The organism is Pseudomonas sp. 2995-1, assembly GCF_002742505.1.
GTDB lineage: Bacteria > Pseudomonadota > Gammaproteobacteria > Pseudomonadales > Pseudomonadaceae > Aquipseudomonas > Aquipseudomonas sivasensis.
Map to the genome: position 1 here is coordinate 121,979 of NZ_LJSA01000604.1, position 18,910 is coordinate 140,888.

General features: G+C 55.2%; 11 protein-coding genes. 2 read left to right on the top strand and 9 right to left on the bottom strand.

Features of this window, described 5'->3' with window-relative positions:
* Window positions 1–472: 472 nt before the first annotated feature.
* Window positions 473–2,155 carry a DNA cytosine methyltransferase gene (locus AOA61_RS28860; protein ID WP_099603228.1) on the bottom strand — a complete coding sequence of 561 codons (1,683 nt, stop codon included), beginning with the start codon at window positions 2,153–2,155 and terminating at the stop codon, window positions 473–475.
* 285 nt (window positions 2,156–2,440) lie between these two features.
* On the opposite strand from AOA61_RS28860, the gene AOA61_RS28865 reads away from it, so the two are divergent.
* Window positions 2,441–2,899, top strand: coding sequence for a very short patch repair endonuclease (locus AOA61_RS28865; protein ID WP_099603229.1), 459 nt, complete (start codon window positions 2,441–2,443; stop codon window positions 2,897–2,899).
* Between the two features lie 50 nt (window positions 2,900–2,949).
* On the opposite strand, the gene AOA61_RS28870 is transcribed toward AOA61_RS28865, so the two are convergent.
* Genes AOA61_RS28870 through AOA61_RS28890 form a run of 5 tightly spaced genes read right to left on the bottom strand, consistent with a single transcriptional unit; the run spans window position 2,950 to window position 10,406 of the window.
* Window positions 2,950–3,885, bottom strand: coding sequence for a PD-(D/E)XK motif protein (locus AOA61_RS28870; protein ID WP_099603230.1), 936 nt, complete (start codon window positions 3,883–3,885; stop codon window positions 2,950–2,952).
* On the bottom strand, window positions 3,878–4,576 hold the full coding sequence (locus AOA61_RS28875) for a hypothetical protein (RefSeq protein ID WP_099603231.1): 699 nt from the start codon (window positions 4,574–4,576) through the stop codon (window positions 3,878–3,880). The genes AOA61_RS28870 and AOA61_RS28875 overlap by 8 nt, the downstream gene beginning before the upstream one ends.
* A complete protein-coding gene (locus AOA61_RS28880; RefSeq protein ID WP_099603232.1) occupies window positions 4,573–5,532 on the bottom strand; it encodes a hypothetical protein in 960 nt (319 codons plus the stop codon). Before AOA61_RS28880 ends, AOA61_RS28875 begins: the two co-directional genes overlap by 4 nt.
* On the bottom strand, window positions 5,529–7,574 hold the full coding sequence (locus tag AOA61_RS28885; protein WP_099603233.1) for a hypothetical protein: 2,046 nt from the start codon (window positions 7,572–7,574) through the stop codon (window positions 5,529–5,531). Before AOA61_RS28885 ends, AOA61_RS28880 begins: the two co-directional genes overlap by 4 nt.
* 3 nt (window positions 7,575–7,577) lie before the next feature.
* Entirely contained in the window at window positions 7,578–10,406 is a 2,829-nt protein-coding gene (locus AOA61_RS28890) for a Z1 domain-containing protein (protein ID WP_158234841.1), read from the bottom strand.
* Between the two features lie 381 nt (window positions 10,407–10,787).
* Here AOA61_RS28890 and AOA61_RS28895 point away from each other — a divergent pair, with 381 nt between their 5' ends.
* Entirely contained in the window at window positions 10,788–11,678 is an 891-nt protein-coding gene (locus AOA61_RS28895) for a hypothetical protein (RefSeq protein ID WP_143521279.1), read from the top strand.
* 523 nt (window positions 11,679–12,201) lie between these two features.
* Here AOA61_RS28895 and AOA61_RS28905 read toward each other — a convergent pair.
* Genes AOA61_RS28905 through AOA61_RS28915 form a run of 3 tightly spaced genes read right to left on the bottom strand, consistent with a single transcriptional unit; the run spans window position 12,202 to window position 18,909 of the window.
* Window positions 12,202–13,878: an NERD domain-containing protein gene (locus tag AOA61_RS28905; RefSeq protein WP_099603237.1), complete on the bottom strand. Its 1,677-nt coding sequence runs from the start codon at window positions 13,876–13,878 to the stop codon at window positions 12,202–12,204.
* Window positions 13,878–15,731: a DUF1998 domain-containing protein gene (gene drmB, locus AOA61_RS28910; protein ID WP_099603238.1), complete on the bottom strand. Its 1,854-nt coding sequence runs from the start codon at window positions 15,729–15,731 to the stop codon at window positions 13,878–13,880. Before drmB ends, AOA61_RS28905 begins: the two co-directional genes overlap by 1 nt.
* A complete protein-coding gene (locus AOA61_RS28915) occupies window positions 15,721–18,909 on the bottom strand; it encodes a helicase-related protein (protein ID WP_099603239.1) in 3,189 nt (1,062 codons plus the stop codon). The genes drmB and AOA61_RS28915 overlap by 11 nt, the downstream gene beginning before the upstream one ends.
* Window position 18,910: the final 1 nt, after the last annotated feature.

The window sequence follows — 18,910 nt, forward strand, 5'->3', positions numbered from 1 at the left end:
GCTGAGATGCCTATGAATCCCTAATCCATGACCAAGCCAAGCGGGCAGGCGGTAGATCTGAGCAATCACCGTAAAACTCTCTTGGAGGCTCGTAAACGCGACATGAGCCTAGCTGATGTCACAATCGATTTTGTGCTGATCGGTTTTGAGTAGAATGTTGAATTCAACGTGTATTCAGAAAGAACCGGATCAACTCTTGGCACCTCACTCAGGGAGCCGCGATGAAGCTTGAGGCCCTCCCGATCCCTGCGCCCCCCCGCAACCATGGCTATGACAGCGCTGACTGCCTAAAAAATCCGATTTGGCCCACCCTAAAAGCTGTAAGAACAGTGATGGTGTGTTCCAATTTCGAATGATGCTACCCGCGACATTGCCCGTATGATCGTTCAACTAACGAGCGTCCGCGCTTCAAGACGATGAGAACCTTGAGCGCGTTGCTACACACTCTGGGCCAAAAGCTGTCAGTAAGCGTCTATAGCAGCAGTGGCGATTCATTTTGTGCAGGTGTTTTCATAATATCTTGACGCTCGGCAACCCGCCGACACACAACGTCATAAACAATTTCCGCGATTTTGTTTGCCAATAAAGGCGGTACCGCGTTGCCCACTTGGTGGTACTGCTGGGTTCGATTCCCTTCGAAATAATAGTTATCTGGGAAGGTCTGAAGCCGCGCGGCCTCGCGAACGGTCAAGCTACGACATTGCGCAGGGTCGTAGTGAATAAAGTAGTGGCCATCCTTCGAGATATGGCTGGTGATAGTCGTTGCCGGGAGTTCTGCGAGCTGCACCCTGAAGCGGTCAATGAATTTACCGCTTTCCCAGTTCTTGTGAGCGGGAGCAAGGCCAGGTAGTGAAAATTGTTGATGGCCCTTTGGCGAATACTTGTTGTGCTCAGCGAAGGTGCTTGCAAAAGCGTATCGCCGCAGGTCGGACTGCATATGTCCGCGGGCATCGTGGCTCATCCAGTATTTGATATTGGCGTCTTGGTACCAGGCATCAAGGGTGGGTATACCCGTGTTGCCTAGACCTTGTTCCTTAGGCACTCGCTGACTGCCAGAACTCTGAGGCGCATTGAAAAGTGCTTGACGAGTAGCTCGCAGAGGCGCAATGAGTTTGCCATTTTCCATTTCCGCGTGACGCAGTAAATCGTCTACTTCGTCGGCAACCGCCCGGTACCAATCTTCTTGGGAGTCCAAACCCCGCGACAGCTTGCTTCTAAGCTTGGGCAGGCCGCCGATGGCTTGTCTGACCGATACCGGATCGGCTGTTTTCAGGAGGTCATGAAATGGGGTATTACCGTACTCGTCGAGCGCTATTCCCAGAAGAATGACTCGATGGCGAGCTTGTGGAATCCCGTATTTTTCTGCTTCGATGATAAAAGACTTCGGGTTTACCCTGCCGATGCAATCAGCAGAGCTGATCGACTCTTCGGAAACCAGAGAACAGATCTTGTATTTCTGCCCGCCCTCTACATGATCCAATGCTAGGGTAGGGTCCACTAGATCTCTGAGAATCTGCGCAAAAATCCCTTCACCCCCAACCTTGGAAGACAATATCCCTTTGACATTTTCCATGACAAAAACAGTAGGGCGATAATTCTTGATGATGCGCAGATAATCTTTATACAGAAAATGCCGATGATCATTCTCAGCGACATAACCCTGCTTGCCTTGATTTCTAGCCCGACCAACGATTGAATACGCTTGGCATGGAGGGCCGCCTATGAGGACCCAGGGACGTCCATCTTTATTCAATCTGGCGTCGATGAGTTCATTTAGCTCAGAGTCGCCCTCCTCCGACCCTAGGGTGATCTGCCGTGCTTCCTCCTCGGCTCGGGTCCAGAAATCTCTCGTTTCAGGAGTGAAAGGCTCTGCGGCCTCACCATTGCAATACCGGTAGTAGTCCTGAAGCCCTTTGGGATACTCGCGCTTGAGCAAGCGATAGAAGGCACGCAGTTTAAGTGTCTTCCTAGCTACAGGGTCCATTTCGGCGGAAACGATGATGTCGAATCGATTGCCATCACCTGAGGATGAAAAACCCTCACCCAGTCCGCCAGGGCCAGCAAAAAGGTCAACGATTTGGATAGCGTCCTCAACTGCAACAGCTGGCTCGGCGGTCGCCCTCGGCGGGAAAAGAGTGTTCTGGTATTGAGTCATGGGCTCATCAGTCAAGGAAACAGGAATGGCAACAGCGTAGTTAGCCGAGCAGCAATACTCTACCAGGATTGGCCCACCAGCGCAGCTTTAGCCGCGCTCACGACGATTGCCAACTAAAAGTTTCTCGGCGGAAATGACAATCTCAAATTATGGTCCATACGCAGCAAAATCGTTGTCCCCCCTCCGCGCCCAGCAAGAAAGCCAACGATTTATAGGCCTAGGGAGCGCTAGCGCAGTTGAATGGTCATAACTTCAGCAAGAGGAGGCACATCTGGAGGGTGATCGGTGGACGTAGTCAGCAAAGAAGTCAGATCTCGCATGATGGCCAGCATCCGCGGCAGCAATACAATCCCAGAGATGAAGGTTCGAAAGCTGCTGCACAGTCATGGATTTAGGTATCGATTGCACCCACGACAGCTTCCGGGTCGCCCCGACGTGGTGTTACCTCGGTACCGCCTCTGCTTATTCATTCATGGCTGCTTCTGGCACAGGCACCCCGGATGCCGGTACGCGACCAATCCCAAGTCTCGCGAAGATTTCTGGCGCGCAAAATTCGAGCAGAACGTGAAGCGAGATATAAGAAACAGGGACGAACTGCTGCAACAGGGTTGGCGCGTCTTCGAACTCTGGGAGTGCGGAATCCGCAGACCGGAAGCAGAGATCCAATGGCTTCTGGAGGCCGTGCCGGATTGCGATCAACGTTATATTTCTTGGCCCGTTTTCCATACCGAGCCGTTCAGCTGACCGGGGCGCTCGGGCTACCGGGCCGGCAATTCCGAGCCTCCATCGAACCGTTACGCAACCTGAGTCAATCTCTGTAGCAGCTTGGACTTTAGACCAGAAAGATCAACGCTGTATTCGAACTGAACAACGCCTGCGGGTAACACCCCACCTATGAAACTTGCAGGCGTTATCCGGGGAAAACTGTCATCAACCGAATAGGACAGTGCCTCGAGCAGGTTGTATGCTTCTTTTCGTGCCGAACATCCTGCCTCCATGCCGAGACGCTGTAATGCTCCTTCCAGCACGGCGGCATCGATGCCGAGAGCAACGAGACGATCGCAAACGAGATCAATCGACAGACCTTCATCGACCGGCTCAAACCTGAAGTGAATCAGTTGTAGCGGCTTACCCGATGAGGCGGCCAGCTGGAACTGCCCGGAAATGTTGATCACGCTCCCGTAACGGCTGATCGTCGACTTGACTTCGTAGTCGGTCGTTGGAGTTCTAATGTCAACTACGCCGCCGAAAGGGCCGCTCCACTCATAGGAGACCCCTCCTATAACCAGCGTCTCCAGAGCAAGCAGTTCAGCGAGCACGTCATAGCCATGCTTGTCGACCAGCGCATTCCCCAGCAGGTGCCGCCACCTTTCCCACCAAACCAGAGGATCAGCCAGCAACGCTTGCCGTACCGCGGCGCCGGACTCGACGCTGACCATATGCTCGCAGATAACCCCGAACTCGTTGCGGAGCCATTCAATGGACGACTCCAACCGCAGGAAGCGTCTCTGCTGTCCCGCGATCACCCGCTCCACTGTCCGGAGCCTGGCGCCGGCGAATACTTCCGAGATCTCCAGGGGGGCGGAGCACTCAACGGCAACGCCGAACCTGTCGCCTTCACGAAATACCCACGCAGGGCAGGCTGCTGGCATCACCTTGATGGGCAACATCCGCCCGCTCTGGTCAAGGTTGGCAAAGCCTCCCTGAATCTCTTTCAACAAGTCAGTCATGGTCGCTATTAATACCAATAGGGGCGCATCCTACATCCGCAAACAGTGCATCGACGTAGCCGAACAAACCGCCTTCGCAGAAAACGGGTTCCTTGAGCACGATCTGCGCCGTATTGAGCTTCATGATTGCCCTGAACTGATCCTGGGAAGGTTTACGCAGCAATCGCATCCTGAAAATCAAGCGCGTCAGATCAATCCTGAAACCGCCCTTTCCTGGGCGTTCAACCAGTTGTACGACCGTATCGGTAGTCACGCTCTCCAACACCTTTCGAGTGTTTTCCTCGGTGCCCTGCCACGTTAGATGAACGGTCCACCACAACGCCCGTAACCAGATGCGGCTTCGGCCTTTCCAGTAACGCACGGGTGGAGCGCTGTCCCAACGATTTTTCACCAGATCAGGCAGTACACGCAGGGATAAATAGCGCCACCAGCCGTCATCAGCGGCGGTGCGAATGTCCATACCAGCCTCTCCCAAGACCTGGTACAGGGCAAGGCCAACTTTCATGTCATAGACGCCAGGGCCTGAGGCGTTGCTTCTGGCAATGGGGTCATACATCGACACAATGGCAAAGAGTTTGCGGCGTACCTCTTCCATTTCCGGACTGGAAGCTTCGTGGAGAAATGAACCACTTTTGACCATCTCGTCAAAGTGGCGCTGCGACAGTTTGAGATTCAGTGTCGGGAAGCTCATACCGCGTTCTCCAGTGCCCGAATCCGGCGATCAAGCCAGCATTGGGTGGATATGAACAATTCCGGAAGAGAGGCTGTATTCAGATCACCCATTCGAATGAACGTATGCACTGCATCCGCAATACTCGCAATACCTTCATCGGTATCGAGCGTGTCCTGATATGTATCGAATTGTGCCCCCATGTCTGCTTTGACCTGCGCAATGACTAGGGCGAGCCATGCTGCGAACACCTGGCGCATTAACGGCGACTGCTCGATATTCAGCGCCCGACGGTCGCGCAACTGCTCAAAATGCGGGTGGGCATTGTTGAGTACCAGAGCGACATAGTCGCTTGAGAATGGCTCATCCTGCGGATCGCTCCAGCAAGCTTTTAATTCCCACAGTGGTCCGTCTGCGCCAAGGGATTCCTCCACCACAGGGAAAAGGGAGCCGTCACCGTCGATGATGATTTCGATCGGTTGTGCCAAAGGACCCAGTCGTGCACCTGGGTGATGCGCAAATCCGGGAACGAACTCTGCTTTGGATTGGCCTAGAAACGCCTGAACAGACAGAAAACCGCTCCCTCTGACGGTCCCGGGCTCCAGTTCGATGTTGAGCATCACACCGCTGCCTGCTTCTTCGTGACGCAGGCCATGAACGGGCCCAAGCATTCTCCAGCAGGAGTCTGCCGATGCCCATTCCAGTGCCAGCAACACTTCAGCGTCGCTGTTCGCCACACCCTCAGGACCGAAGATGGCTTCCAGAAGCGGAGCACGCTCGATCAAGGATTGAACCATCAAGGGATGTTCGGCCGGATTCCAGTCACTGTCCTTGCCCAAAGCGTATTGATCGCCACTCACCTCCGTCGCCCCCGGATCAAGGCCATCATGTGACCGGAAAACAAAGAGCACTTCCGAATCGCTTGCGCCGCCGAGTGGCGCATTCAGCATTCGATATAGCGGCAACCGAGTACTCATCGCGCGGCTCCATTGGAATCCGAAATCCGCACACCGACCACCGGCCGCAACAACTTGCCACCAGGTTCATTTATCCTGACGTGAAGCTCCCCCTCCAGCACCAGCCCCGGTTGAACAAACGCAGTATCGACCGTGAGCCTGACACAGGTTCCGTCGCCCATTTCCGTGCACTTTACAGAAGGGATCGCACTGCTGATTAGGGGTGATTCCAGTCGAAACGGAAACGTGCCGAGCCCGTTCACAATCCATGCTTCTAAGGGGATCGGCCCGGATTCGGAGTCCACGGAAACGGTGATTTCTCTGGGTATGTCTGGCTGCACCAGCCCCCACCTCAAGCACCATTTCATGACGATGGCGGATGCCGCATACTTGACTTCGGTTATCTCCAGTTCAGGCGAAGCCACCGCCCCTTTTCTGGAACCTTGGCCGATGGACGGAGGCGGCACCGCTTTGCCAAACCTCCCATCCCCGCCAAATCCACGGCTGGGCAGCACGAGTTCGGCCAATTTGCGTGACATACGCATCGAAGGTTTGACGGTTACGCTGGGCTGGGACGGTACGCCGAAATCCTTCAGGATTCGGCCACACTGGCCACGAATCTTTTCAACCACTCGCCCTCCGTTCACGTCCACCCACGAGGCATGGTCCGCACGCTCGCAGCTTCTTAGATAACCTTCAAGATTCTGTATGTTCGAGCGTAACCCTCGGGCTGCGGATGGCAGGAGCTCCTGTGCCGAGTCTGGAACAAAAAGCGCCACCACGTATCGGCCGTCTGCAAAACCGGAGAACCCACCGGCCCAGCCTCGCGAATCGATACTGTCTTCCCAACAGATGTTCATTCCAGGCGAACGCATGAATGTTACTATCGGTCGATGGGGAGCGCCGCTGCCTGGCTTGGAGAAGATGCAGGTTTCCGGGCTGGGGGCGTTGTCTGGCGCCTCCATCTGCAATTGACGTGAAGTCAACGCCACGCCAAGCAGCCAGCCCGCGTGACCGGAGGCCACGAACTCACCTCGCAACTGGATAGCTTTGCAAAGCACCTCATCGCTCTTGATACCTCTGGCCGTCAAATAATCTGCCTCTTCAGGCACCTCTCCTATTGCGCGGTCATACAAGCACTGACTGGCCCGGAATATCGGCAACATATCCCCGCTGGCTATCTCCATGCCGTTAACCGAAGCACTCAGGTATCTACCACTGGCGAAGTAGGGGTTATCCAGGCGCGCACTGAACCAGCGCTGGATCGCAACATTTACGTAATCTTCGTAACTACTGTGCCACCACGGTGCCGGCCCATCCTCATGGTCGAAGACGGGCAGCAGGTTTTCTTTGAGCAATGGGATGATGATTGCCGTGCCGGTTGTTTTACCGCTGAACGGCTGGGCACCCAATGCCTTCAGGATATTGTGGATGTGCTCCGGCGCCGTGATTGCTTGCAGTCGATCATTCTCCCCCCACCAAGCAATGCCGGTTTGCGTGGTGACCTGCAAGCGGTCGACACGGTTTTCATCTTCGACCAGCGAAGCCACCAGCCGCTCTTCATATCCTTCGGAGGTCTCGATCCGGCTGTAGTATATGACGAGGCCTGCCCCCATGCGGAAGTAACAGGTCTTGCCCAATCCCCACGAACCGCCCGCACTATCATCAGTGCGAGTCCGGCCGATTTCGAACACGAGCTTCAGGAAATTGCCATGTTGACCATTGGCTAACACGCTGTCGAAGGTCATCGGCCCGGTCAGCCCCTCGGTACCTGAGTCGCGGATCTCAAGCAGTTTCGGCGTACGTGGATAGCGTTTTCCGAGCATCTGCAGGTTCAGCCCTTCACTGAAGATGGAGGCGATGGCCTCCAGAGAATGCTCACGGATATGGAAATCCACTGACACCGGCAGTTCCTGATTATCTTTGCGCCCTGCGTCGAGCGCGTTCTGAACGGATTCGCGTACCAGCAAGTCCAACAATGGCGTTTCTTCATTCTGCAGCGCGCGAAGCAGGAACGCACCGGACTCCTGCATGGGCTGCAGTGGGAGGCTGTAATACTTCATGGATCAGATCGCGCCTACCGTTTCTTCAAGATTATTTTCCGATGGCGCGAAGGTCTCCGGAATATTGACTGTCACGTGAGTGACATAGCTTTTCTGCTTGCCTTGCGAACCCGGCAGATAAAGGCTGATACCTACGATGTGCGCTTTGGCATTGAGCGATTGCCTCTCTCGGCGCGGCGCAGGGGCGACCTTTGTAGAAGGTTCATAGGGGCTGTCTTTGTCGATGAGATAGATCAGCAGTTGAGGTACTGTTCCGACACCACCTTTGTCGCGCTCTTCTGCCACTTGGAAATTACTAGACCCCGGCTTCGGAAGACCAACCTCTTGAAGCGCATAGGCATCCGCCAGCAAGTCCTTCGGATCTCGCAGCGTACCAATGGACACACCATCATCCGAACGCTTATCGGCGAAGCGGCTACGGTTGATCCGGCCAATAGTCTCGCCGGAAATCTCCCAGCTATTTTCCGGTTTCGGTGTGTTGCCCGCCACTACGACATTCCACTCCGTATAGCCAGCGTCTCTATTGTGCTCACCGAGCCATGTCAAAAAAGCTGGCATGTCGGAGAAGAACTGATTACCGGGATGAAACGAGAGGTCCGCAAGATATCTGACTACCTGACCGACGTCGACATTACGCCAGACAAGGCTATTGGCCCCCTTCAATTCGGTTTTTTTGAGGTTGGTACCTGCCGAGCTCAGAAATTTCTCTGTACACAACAAATTGTTATTGAGCACCGCAGCAGCATCATCGCCGTCATGAAAAACGGTTGTTTGCCGATTGATTCCCGAAAAGTCGAATTTCGCCTTGATCGCGCGCTGCATCCTGTTCGCACCTGTCGGGCGAAGCCATGCGAGCCGAGCATGGACACGGACCCGAGGCCCGAACTCTTCAGGCTTGGCACCGGCATGCATGAAGCGCTGTAGATCGTCACGAAGTTCCTCTTCCGCGACGGTCATGAACTCGTACTTTTCTCTCGTATCATCGGACATCCACACGCGAGGCAACAGTTCATAGCCTCTGCGGTAACCAAACCAGCGCCCCATCTGCATCAGGGAATCTGCCTGCGCCGAGCCACGCAGGAAGAATGTGCTGACGAGGTTTTCAATCGTCAGCCCGCGAAAAAGAGTCCCACCGCCGATAACGATAAACGCTGTGCAGTAATTCAGAGCGTGCTCAGCGTCAGGGTAGAATAGCCGCCTGACCTCGTTCTCATCAGTCACACCGTTATTGGCACAGTTATCAACACAGATATGGATGCCCTGGTGGTATGTCCGTTGCAAATCCGCATCCAGCTGGATAGCTGTCACCGCATCCAGCAGTGTCCGCACTTCTGCAAAAAAATGGTCAAACGCCGGGAGTTCACGAAGCTCGGAGAGCCGGCCGTAGTCAGGGAAGCGGTCGGCAAACTGAGCACCATCGAGTTGTGACGAAACGTTGTCCCACACGGGCCTGAACGTAGCGGCCAACTGATCATCAGCGTACTTCGACCACTCCTGGAGCGCTGCCTGCACGGCTTTGCTCATGTACTCATGATCAAGCTGTCTTGCACTTGTATGGATCAACATGCTCACAGGCTTTGCAGCGCCGGACAATCGCATCACGGCTACACAGCACAGGTACCAGGTCAGGCTTTCTTGCAGCGCGTCAGGCAGTGTCAAGTCTTCCCCTCGGTGAAGGCTACCCACCTGTTCCACGTCTTTTGTAGAGACTTCACGAACGATTCCAAGCGGCTCTTTATCATGTTCGGCGTAACCGAAAATCTGCACGGGCCCGAAATGTTCGTCCGCCTGTGGCAGCGCTGCAATGAAATCCGAAGGGTAAAGGGTTTCTCCTGGTCCTTCATTGAGAAAGTTGGCGGAGGGTGTGGCGGTGAACGCAACGTAGTTCACACATTGCAGAGGCAAACTGATCAATTGAAGGATGAGTTTGTTGATGGCCGTTCGCTCAGCCTTCGAAACGTCATTTGAATTGATGCCCGCTTGATCCGCCTCGTCATCAATCACCACGAGCCGCATCTGCGACATCCCCAGCGGGTGCGCTTTGATCCACGCAATGAGATGCTTCAACCGAGCCGGGTTCTTCAGGCAAACAACAAGGTGGCGGTCTCTTCGGCCAGCGTCGAACTGCATGTCCTGCGCACGGGCACCATAAGGACTGTTCTTCGATGGATGCTCGATCGCCTTCCAACTGACGTTACCATCATGCTGGAACAGATCGCCGACCAGACGCTTATTGGTTTGTACCCGCAGGTTCTCGAGGGTGCCGGTGAGCACGACGAACAGGTTCCATCTATAGTCGGCTGCCATGGAAATCAGGCCCGCCATGTTGGCCGTCTTGCCGGATTGTACATGTCCCACCACCAGCCCTTTTACAGGCATGCGATCTTGGGTGGTCTGCCGCAGATGCCGAAGGACGCGCACCGCAGACTTTTGAATATTATCGACCGAGGCTTGCTTCCAGCCCTGCGCGATCAGGTGTTTTCTGTAGAGCTGCCATGCACTTCGCGCGTCTTGCGGCACTGCCATGCCAGGCTCGGCTTCTTCCGCCCCAACAACAATCAAGGGTCTCGCCGCGGCGACGGATTGCTGCTCGGCCTGTTCCTTGTGCCGAACGATCTTCTTCCAACATTCAAGGCGCTCTTGCGGGCTATTGCCCAGCGAAGGCCAGTCGTCCATTTGCTCCTGCAACAGGAACCAGTCGTTGGCCTTCTCAAGTGGCTGTTCCGTCCGGCCGAGTCTGGCGATATCTTCCCAACTCCAGCTTTTCAGGCGCCGTCCATCAATGAACGCACGGCATTTATCGTACGCTGGGTTGATACTGTAATCAGCCATTAGCATCCCTACTGTATTCGGAAGACAACTCGAAGCAGGAACATCCCTACATTCAAGTCAAAGCCAAGGATAGTGGCACAGAGCCGGTCACCTTACAAAACCCGGCTGCTAGGCGGTGGTGAATTACGAGTACATTGCTGCCTGCATGTTTTTCATCACCATGATGAGGCGATATCTGTTCAGCCTTTTCAAATAGCCGTTAAATTATTGCTAATACACTCTTGCCAGAGTTCGGTAGCCGTGTGCGTGATAATTCAGCGGAAAAAGATACAGTGATGGTTGCTCACCAGCATCTCGATTCGACAGGTTTGGGCGATTGCCTCACCACGGTAAGATCGGCTTTCTCATCTTACTAAAAACGCTGATTCAAGGAGTTAGTGCGTGAAAAAGCTCTTGCCAAGCAGGAACAATGTTCCCAGTATCACGCAGGGCAAAACCAAGCGGGCCCTAATACTCACGGAGCAGGATGACATGACACTCAAAAAACAAGCCAAGCCTGCTAAAGCGCTTCTGACCTTCGAGGTGTTTTATAATGGCGAGCTGGTTCAAACCGTCGAGTTTTCCAGCCTCCGCAAGTGCAACAACTGGCGCGAAAAGAACCTAAAGACACCGTTTCTTTATGTGATCAAAACACCCGACTGCAACCGCGAGAGCTGCATCGAGCTATCCAAGCGCTACTTCTTAACCAAACACCGAGTGTACCCGGATCTATTTGAGCGGCCTGCGTGGGACGTCGTGACCCAGGCAGAACTGCAACAGCTTGCAGAGACTCGCATTGTGCGGGAGACCCGCGAGCGCACAGGTGTACCGCTTTCTGTCCAAGTCGGCGGCGGTAAATACGACGTCACCATCGTTCACTTTGACAAGCCGATGCGTGACCGCGTTGAGATCATCAAAGGCGACCTGAGCCGCGAAGAAGCTTACGAATTCATTCGCCACTACGGCACCGATGTCGTCCAAAAAGTAGCGACACTAACCGAAGAGGAAATGAGGCCAGTGATAGAAATGAATCAAACCGAGCGCCAGCAGCTGATCCTGAGCACGTTGCTAGACACCATCAAGCCAGAAAAAACTGGCTGGCGAGAAATTATCAAAACCATTGAAGCGCTGAGGTTGATCAAGCCGGACGGCTGGCTGGAAGTACGCGACGTGCTTCAATACGCCTTGGACCAGGGTCTCATCGCTCGCCCTAAATTCGATCCGCATGCCGATGACGAGTATTACTTTGCAGTCACTCCCGCTCACTCTGCCAACACGGAGGCTGAGGAATAAGCAGGAATTGACGCGCTCGCAGAGAGAAAAACTGATGACGAGCTTTGGTGTGTGTTGCATGGGGTGGAGCTCATCAAAAAACACCTAAGCGCGGGGACGTGACGCTAGCCTCGCACGGCTTTTTCGTAAGCGCATGGCAGCTAGCGGCACAAATGTCTTCTTCATTGGGGTTTCAGGGAAAACCACTCACCCGGGTATACGGGATAAGGGACTGATGACATGTACCCTCGAAAGCCAGACGCCTCACTGCACGACCCCTCCCCGGCTTACCTGCGCGGCCTTCTGAAGACGGCAGGCATCACCCAAGAAGCAGCAGCGACCGCACTCGGCATCACGGACCGGGTTATGCGCTACTACTTGAGTAGCCAAGAGTCGGCCACCTACCGACCAGCGCCGTATGCAATCCAGTACGCACTTGAGCAGTTGGCTGCACACGCTGCGAAGAAGCGAAGCGTTAAACGCGCCTGAACCTAGGTGGGTCGCCAGCGACCAGAGCCAAGTCCAGATACCACATGATATCGAGTCATTTTTTTTCGGAAAGCCACGCCAAGTCCGCATCTGAGCAAACAACGCACAAATACCCCCTCGCCCTCGAGAATGCGACATAAGCAAGCTCTCGCTGCTCCATATCTTCTCCGCTTACAACGAGGATCACTGCCGACCGCTCCAGTCCCTTGAATCGCCTAACGGTGTCTACGACTATGTCCTCAAGTACCAACGTCTCAGCGTCAGTAAACGAAATACTTGTTCCGCTACCTTTTTCGACAATGCTCGCTCGCTCGGCCTTCCCGTTAACCAGTACGGCGATGTTGCCTGGAGCTACCTCCTCTTGGTATACGAGCCGCCGCAGTTCTTTATAGGCTGCGTCAACTCTTGCAGTAGGGTTCTCAGCGGTGATCCAGGAAACATCGAGACCATCTGGACCATCGGCAACTATCTCGACGCCCGAATAGTGCACTGAGGCAGCGATATGGATGTTCTTTGTATTGCGAAAATTCCGAGAAAGCCGTATCGGAACCACACTCAGGTCTTGGACGCCATTTCCCGCGCTACCGTATATCTTCTGGTTACTATCCAAGAAAACGCGGAGTTGACCGCCACTAGTCAGGCAGGAGTCGACTGCAAGCCACCATTCAGCGCGAAAGTCCTGGCCCTCATCAATAATGACGGTGTCCCATTTTAGGGAAGGCTTGATTTCCATGGCCTTACAGAGAGCTTCTGGCAGCACGCTTTCGTAGAAATTGCTGTCATTCGTGTCGGCAGACAGCTTGATGCCTGCCTGAACAGCCGCGCGACCACACAGCCCATGAAAGCTGGCGACCGTAAGATTCTCTACGGCTTTCAACTTTCGTTCGAGGTATATTCCGAGAGGTCGGCTATAGCAGCTCAGGAGAGTCTTCTTGCCACGAGCCGCAGACCGGAGAGCTTCCTCGATTGCGACCACGGTTTTACCTGTCCCTGCCCCTCCCTGGATCAACGCCCGGGGGATGTCCGCGATGATATCAAGGATATGATATTGAGCGGGCTCAAGGACGCGAAACTCTCCATCAGCTTCCGCCAGTGCGGCACCGATACGAAAGCTCAGCGTAAAAGGGTGAGCCAAAAGCTTCTCCAGAGCAACCAATCCATCGCGCCCCAGAGAATCACAATTATCGGGCCGATTCCCTTCCTTCATGCGACTCGCGATCCAATCATGCAGGTGGTTCTGAAACTCGTTTGAACAACAAAAGATGTGGGCCGGGCGATCGGCTCCAAGGTTGCCACGAGGTGATCCCGCGCTAGGGAATATGACCCCATGGGTAGCATGGATCATGCGCTTCTGACCCTTGAGCGCTTCAGTGAGCCGTTTACGAATTTCATGTTTAGCGCTGCGCGCCTGCGACACTGGATCTTTTATTTTGTGGACGAAGTCCCTGTGATCAGTGCTGCGCCACTGACCGTCCAGTGGATCGAACGATATTTCCTTGCCGCCTTTGACCTCTATCGCAAGGATGCCATGACGAGCATGAGCGATCAGAAAGTCGCATTCACCATCCTTTTCATTTCCGAACCTGTCGGTACCCAACCACGGGCTCGAATAGAAGACATGGAAAGTGTTGTCCAGCACTTCACTTAGACGGTCATAGACACGAACCTCTGCTTTGCGCCGTGGGTCCTCCAAAACGGAACGTGGTAGCTTCCTTGGCCATAGTATCGCCATCAGCTACTCCTCAGCATTTCTTCAAAATATCCGAGCCCCGAACCCGTTCCGTCACCGACCAATAAAGCTCGATCAAGAAAGCTATTAAATGCTTCGCATGATGTCTCTGGGGCAAGACAACAGGCGTGGCACACCGAATGCGAGTAATTGTTAATAGCGCCCATCATGTCCGTGATACACAGCGGGTCGGATGAGCACCACTCGATGGAGTCGATCGCCCGCTGCAGGATACCCTCGATGCGCTCCGCTTTTCCTTGCCGCTCCAAGCCGCCAAGCGTGCCATCCGAATCGGGTGTCGCAGTGTAAATCAACAGCCCAGCCATCCTTTCATCGCCGCTCCCTGCGTAGATACGCTCTTGCAGTGAAGCGGAGGAATACCCGCATTCCAGCGTAAGTTGACGCATGAGAGCGTGCGCCAAGGTGTGGCAAAGCATGTAGCGAGGGGTAATTTCAACAGGCGGGTTAGACCCCTCTCCATACCGCTCCTTCCAGTCAGCTCGATGCCGAGTTTCGCAGTCAAAAACGCGCGTGGTGACGTCTGATCGTTTTTCCCAGCAGGACAATCGCTCTTCATTGAGCGCGAGGAAAATGCCCTCTCCACGCACTTCGATCGCAGGCAACCAGTCGAGTGCCGTCTTGGAAAGTCGCGCTACTTCAGACGAGTCCGGGTCGCCGGGTGGGTTGATCCGCGTGAACCCTTTGATCGCACGGATTTCACGAAGGCGTACCGCTCTCACGACTTGAGATACCCATAGAGCTATTTTTGGGGATACTACTGTTCGACGGGTTTCAAAGTCGGGGGTCCGAGTAGTTCCGGAGTCTGTTACGAACTGGCGGTATTCCTCAGGACGCAGGTCGTCGGTTTTCAGCTGCCCGTACGAAGCGAGGCGGTTTCTGACCCTTTCGGCCAATTCCGCAGACGATATGTTCATCGCTTGGATGATGCTTCCCAGTTCACCTCTGACAAGCAGATCGATGTACTCCTCCAGCTTCGACAGGTCATCAAGATTCGTGAGGGTACTCCACCAACTCCCCAGATCCTCCTGAAGGCGGTCGGACCAAGGCGGAATGCTGAGAGCCGAATCGACCACCGGAAAGTACAGGTTGGATGCACCTCGCTGAACAGCATATTGTTCTCTGCCGCATGTTTCATCGCCATTGCTTAGCCATGGTCGATGCCCACGGCACTTGGGACCATGCTCCCAGGTCCGTTTCGAGAAAACACCGTCCATAGAACGACGGGCTCCGCACTTGGGGCAACTGAGGATGAGCCCGGCGAGACCGGGTTTCTCGGCTCGAAGAATAAGGCCTGGGTGACGATCCGAGTTTTCACGTTTTGCAGCCGAGCACTCCGGCTTGTGACTCACCCACCAGTCCCAGGTAAACTCGTCTACGTGACCATGTTTACAAGCCATAACGAAACGGACCGGGATTACAAAGATCTTGTCAGATCCGGGATTCTTTGCTGTGCATGTCGGACAATAGCGATAGGCGTTACCCGGATCATTTGCCCACCGGTTGTGTGGCTTGATCAAATCGCAGGCGGGGCACTGCAACCATTTCGGAAAACGCACGGCTACAAGGCGGCGGGTATCGGGTGCCTCATCTTTCCCCCGATCGGTAACGACGGGGGGAGTTCTGAAGCCCTTGACGCCGAGCTTTTTCTGCAAGCGAGGCTCTCGAACGACCTGCGGGTGGGCCAGACCGGCAGGGCTGAACGAGCGGTCCCACTCTTCGAGGCCCGCAGCAATGCCGGACACTGCGCCGCCGCCTGAGCGGAAATCCACAACGGAACCGGGACCAAATGTCGAAACGACCGCGCTGCGTCGCAACTCCTGAAGCTCATCTTTCATATGTATCGTCCTTATCCCTGAGGCCAGGGGCCATCCTGAAAGGGGTGCCCGCTTCGACGGTGCGCATGGAATTGAGGGTCGGCCAGGCAGCCCCAGTGCGGCGATTGGTAGCCTGGCGAGCGGCGGCGCGCTCGGCACTCTGAAGAAGTGAACTTCCGCCTTTGAAATCGCTCCAGTAGACCGTCGGTTGTCTTGCTATCCAAGTGTCCAGGTAACTTTCAAGCTCTTCCCTGACATCAACTTCCTCGGGATCGATTCGTTTCGCTCGCTCTACAAGCAGGTCGATAAGGTCCATCGCCTTGTTCTCTGCATACTCGCTCATTTCTGGAGAATCGAGCATGTCGGGAACAAGATGCCGTACGGCCGCCACTAGCGCTGCGTGCAGTGCCCTGTCCCGAGCTCTAGAGGCAAACGGGGTGACACTGGTGGCCTCCACATCCCTGTAAAGCGTGAGATGCCAGCTGCAGAAGGCCTCAAAGTGGGAGCGGTCACGCGCCTTGGCGTTGTTCAGCACCGAGACAACAAGCCCACTCACTTTCCCCCGACCCACACGGCTTGTGGCCTGAATATATTCAGCAATGGTTTTGGGTTGCCCGTTGACTAGCATCAGCCCCAGTCGAGAGATGTCCACGCCAACACTGACCATGTTGGTCGCAAGCACTGCATCGACTGCGCCTGGGAGCCCCACTCTGAAGTCCAGCTTGCCAAGCATGTCGCGGATGTCTTCCTGAGTTCTTCTTGAGGTTAGTTCCTCGATGTTGCTTAGCTGTCTTTTCGGTTCACCCCGTGCGTCTGCGCAAAGGGCAATACTGTCTGTAACGTCGTCCTGCATAAGGACGAGCGCCCCGCCCAACTCACGAATGGAGTTGAAATACCCGACGAGTGTCCAGTAGGCATCTCGGCGCACATCGTCACAGAAAGCCCCATAAGCGGTCTGCAGTAGAGATCCTGCCACTGCTTGCAAGGTGAACTTTGCTGATCGACCTACCGTCGTGATACCAAGGTAGCGCCTTCCCATCGCCTCCGCCCCCCGATCACGCACGGTAAAGCCGGAGTTGTCATGATCGATTGCCGGAGGCGGGAACTGGAACGCCTGGCGATCAAACAGCGCTAGTACTTGCTCCGATGCTCTACGAATCGTTGCCGTGGAGCCGATGACCTTGGCGCGATGACCACGCGCAGCGAACATAAGATCGAACGCTGCCTCATACACGCCCGCAATCGTCCCTAGAGGACCGGAAATCAAATGCAGTTCGTCCTGGATTATGAGGTCAGGCGGAGCCCCATCTGAAACGCCGAATAACCTGTTCGTCCTTTTTTCCCGAACGATCTGCGCAAACTTGTCGGCCGTTCCGATCAGCAACGTTGGTCGGCTTTCGTAGACATCATCGTCGACCGTGAAAATAGGCAGGCACCCGCACATGGTGCAGGAGCTATTCCTGCATTCAACCTGAACCGGCGAGGTTGCACTTACCATCCACCACTCCAGTTTTTCTCCGCATGCGGGACAGCGAGCGAGCTGCTTTGGTGATGCCACCTCCAATGCCCCTCGGAGGGAAGCAAATGCATCGGTGCGCTTGTTGGGAGTTGCGTCTCCACCCACCCACAGGCCAATCGAGAAAGGCACGTTACCTTGAAGCGGCAAGCCGGCGGGAGATGCCACTCGGCCAGTACGTATCGCTTCCAGAGCAATGATCATGGCGGCCGAGCGTGCGAACTGCTGTGTCGTCAGCAGACGGAGTGTGTAGCGCATGAAGGCGCTGACGCCACCATGATCATCAGGGTTGTCGGAGAGACGGCGATACACCGCAATACAGGCGATCAAGGCGAGGTAAGCCTCTGTCTTGCCACCCCCGGTCGGGAACCAGAGCAAGTCCATGACGCCTCGGTGCCTGTGGTCGCGAATCACCGACGACGGCGCACTGAGAAGCAGAAAGCCGAGCTGGAACGGCCGCCAGCGCAATGGCCCATGCTGGCTCTTGGAAGTGTCCCACGAATGCTGCAGGTGCATGGCAAGATTCGCCAGCTGGAAGGCTCGGCGCAGCCGCGGATTGACCCCTAACTCATGAACAGAGTCCAACATACGTTTCAGCGCTTCTTCGCACCGGGCAAGGTTGGCATGCGCAACGTACTTCAATTCCGCACGCACATCCATTACGTCGTCGATCCGTTTGCGCTGCGTGCGTATCCAGCGGGCATAAGCATCACAAAAACGCTGCAGCCCTTGTTGGAGCAACGTGACGTCCGCACTGGCCAGTGCCTGAGCCGAAAGAGGATTGAAAGTCCCAGGCCCTGCGTCCAGCTCCGAAAAGAAGGCGTGACCATTCGGATCAACGCTTTCGACGATAGCCGAGGGAAGCCAGGTCGTTCCCACCCAAATTGCCGTCGGTGGTACCCCGACTGCGGGCTCAGCGGATTCCCATTCAGCCGAGCAGACGTGTCCGACAGCGAATTCAGCCACGTTTCTGTAAAGGAGCGCGCCACTTTCTTCATCACTGATGAAGCCGACCCCACCGTCTCCAGGCTGCCGCAGCGACGTTACCCGCCGAGGAGGCTTGGGTACCAGATGAGTTCCTTCACAAGGGTCTACGCGCAACTCCGTCTGGAACAGCAATGCTGCCTCGATCTCGTCTCGGACCTGTTCCGAGACAATTGAATTCATCAAAGTCAGAGTGACTAGGACAGTATCCCCTGAGCTAATGCAGCGGACATTGAGCTCGACATCCGGCAACCCACGTGTAACCGCTGAAAGCATCCGACGGGTCGTGCCGACCGACAGATCGATATCAGGAATAACGACCCTGTGCGGCTGCCGAACCCAGGTGGCACTGGCATCATGCTTTTCGAGCCGATAGGTAGCGAAGCTACAGATGACTCGTACTTGGGGGGTGCTGCAGGAAGAAGCACTGAACGATATGCCTGCTACTGAAGGCTTCTGTAGCGACCCCGTTCTGACTGCCTCGGCCTCGCCGTCGCTATCGTCTCCTGTTCCGCTGCCGGCAGCCCCAAGCCGCTCGTCATCCTCCCCGAACATTGCCGTGCGCTGAGGCCACAGAATACCGGTCAGGTAGATATCGGATGGCCGTGTCGTCAGTTGCTCATCCACTGCGCGTGGCCCGATCAAATCCTCGGCAAGCCTACGGGCGACGAGGTCTCTGTCGTGGGATTTATCGTGCATG

Excerpts from the sequence above, each read along its gene's own strand:
- AOA61_RS28860 (WP_099603228.1), bottom strand. The coding sequence starts at position 2,155 with ATGACTCAATACCAGAACACTCTTTTCCCGCCGAGGGCGACCGCCGAG.
- AOA61_RS28870 (WP_099603230.1), bottom strand. The coding sequence starts at position 3,885 with ATGACTGACTTGTTGAAAGAGATTCAGGGAGGCTTTGCCAACCTTGAC.
- AOA61_RS28885 (WP_099603233.1), bottom strand. The coding sequence starts at position 7,574 with ATGAAGTATTACAGCCTCCCACTGCAGCCCATGCAGGAGTCCGGTGCG.
- AOA61_RS28915 (WP_099603239.1), bottom strand. The coding sequence starts at position 18,909 with ATGCACGATAAATCCCACGACAGAGACCTCGTCGCCCGTAGGCTTGCC.
- AOA61_RS28905 (WP_099603237.1), bottom strand. The coding sequence starts at position 13,878 with ATGGCGATACTATGGCCAAGGAAGCTACCACGTTCCGTTTTGGAGGAC.
- AOA61_RS28890 (WP_158234841.1), bottom strand. The coding sequence starts at position 10,406 with ATGGCTGATTACAGTATCAACCCAGCGTACGATAAATGCCGTGCGTTC.
- drmB (WP_099603238.1), bottom strand. The coding sequence starts at position 15,731 with ATGAAAGATGAGCTTCAGGAGTTGCGACGCAGCGCGGTCGTTTCGACA.
- AOA61_RS28880 (WP_099603232.1), bottom strand. The coding sequence starts at position 5,532 with ATGAGTACTCGGTTGCCGCTATATCGAATGCTGAATGCGCCACTCGGC.
- AOA61_RS28875 (WP_099603231.1), bottom strand. The coding sequence starts at position 4,576 with ATGAGCTTCCCGACACTGAATCTCAAACTGTCGCAGCGCCACTTTGAC.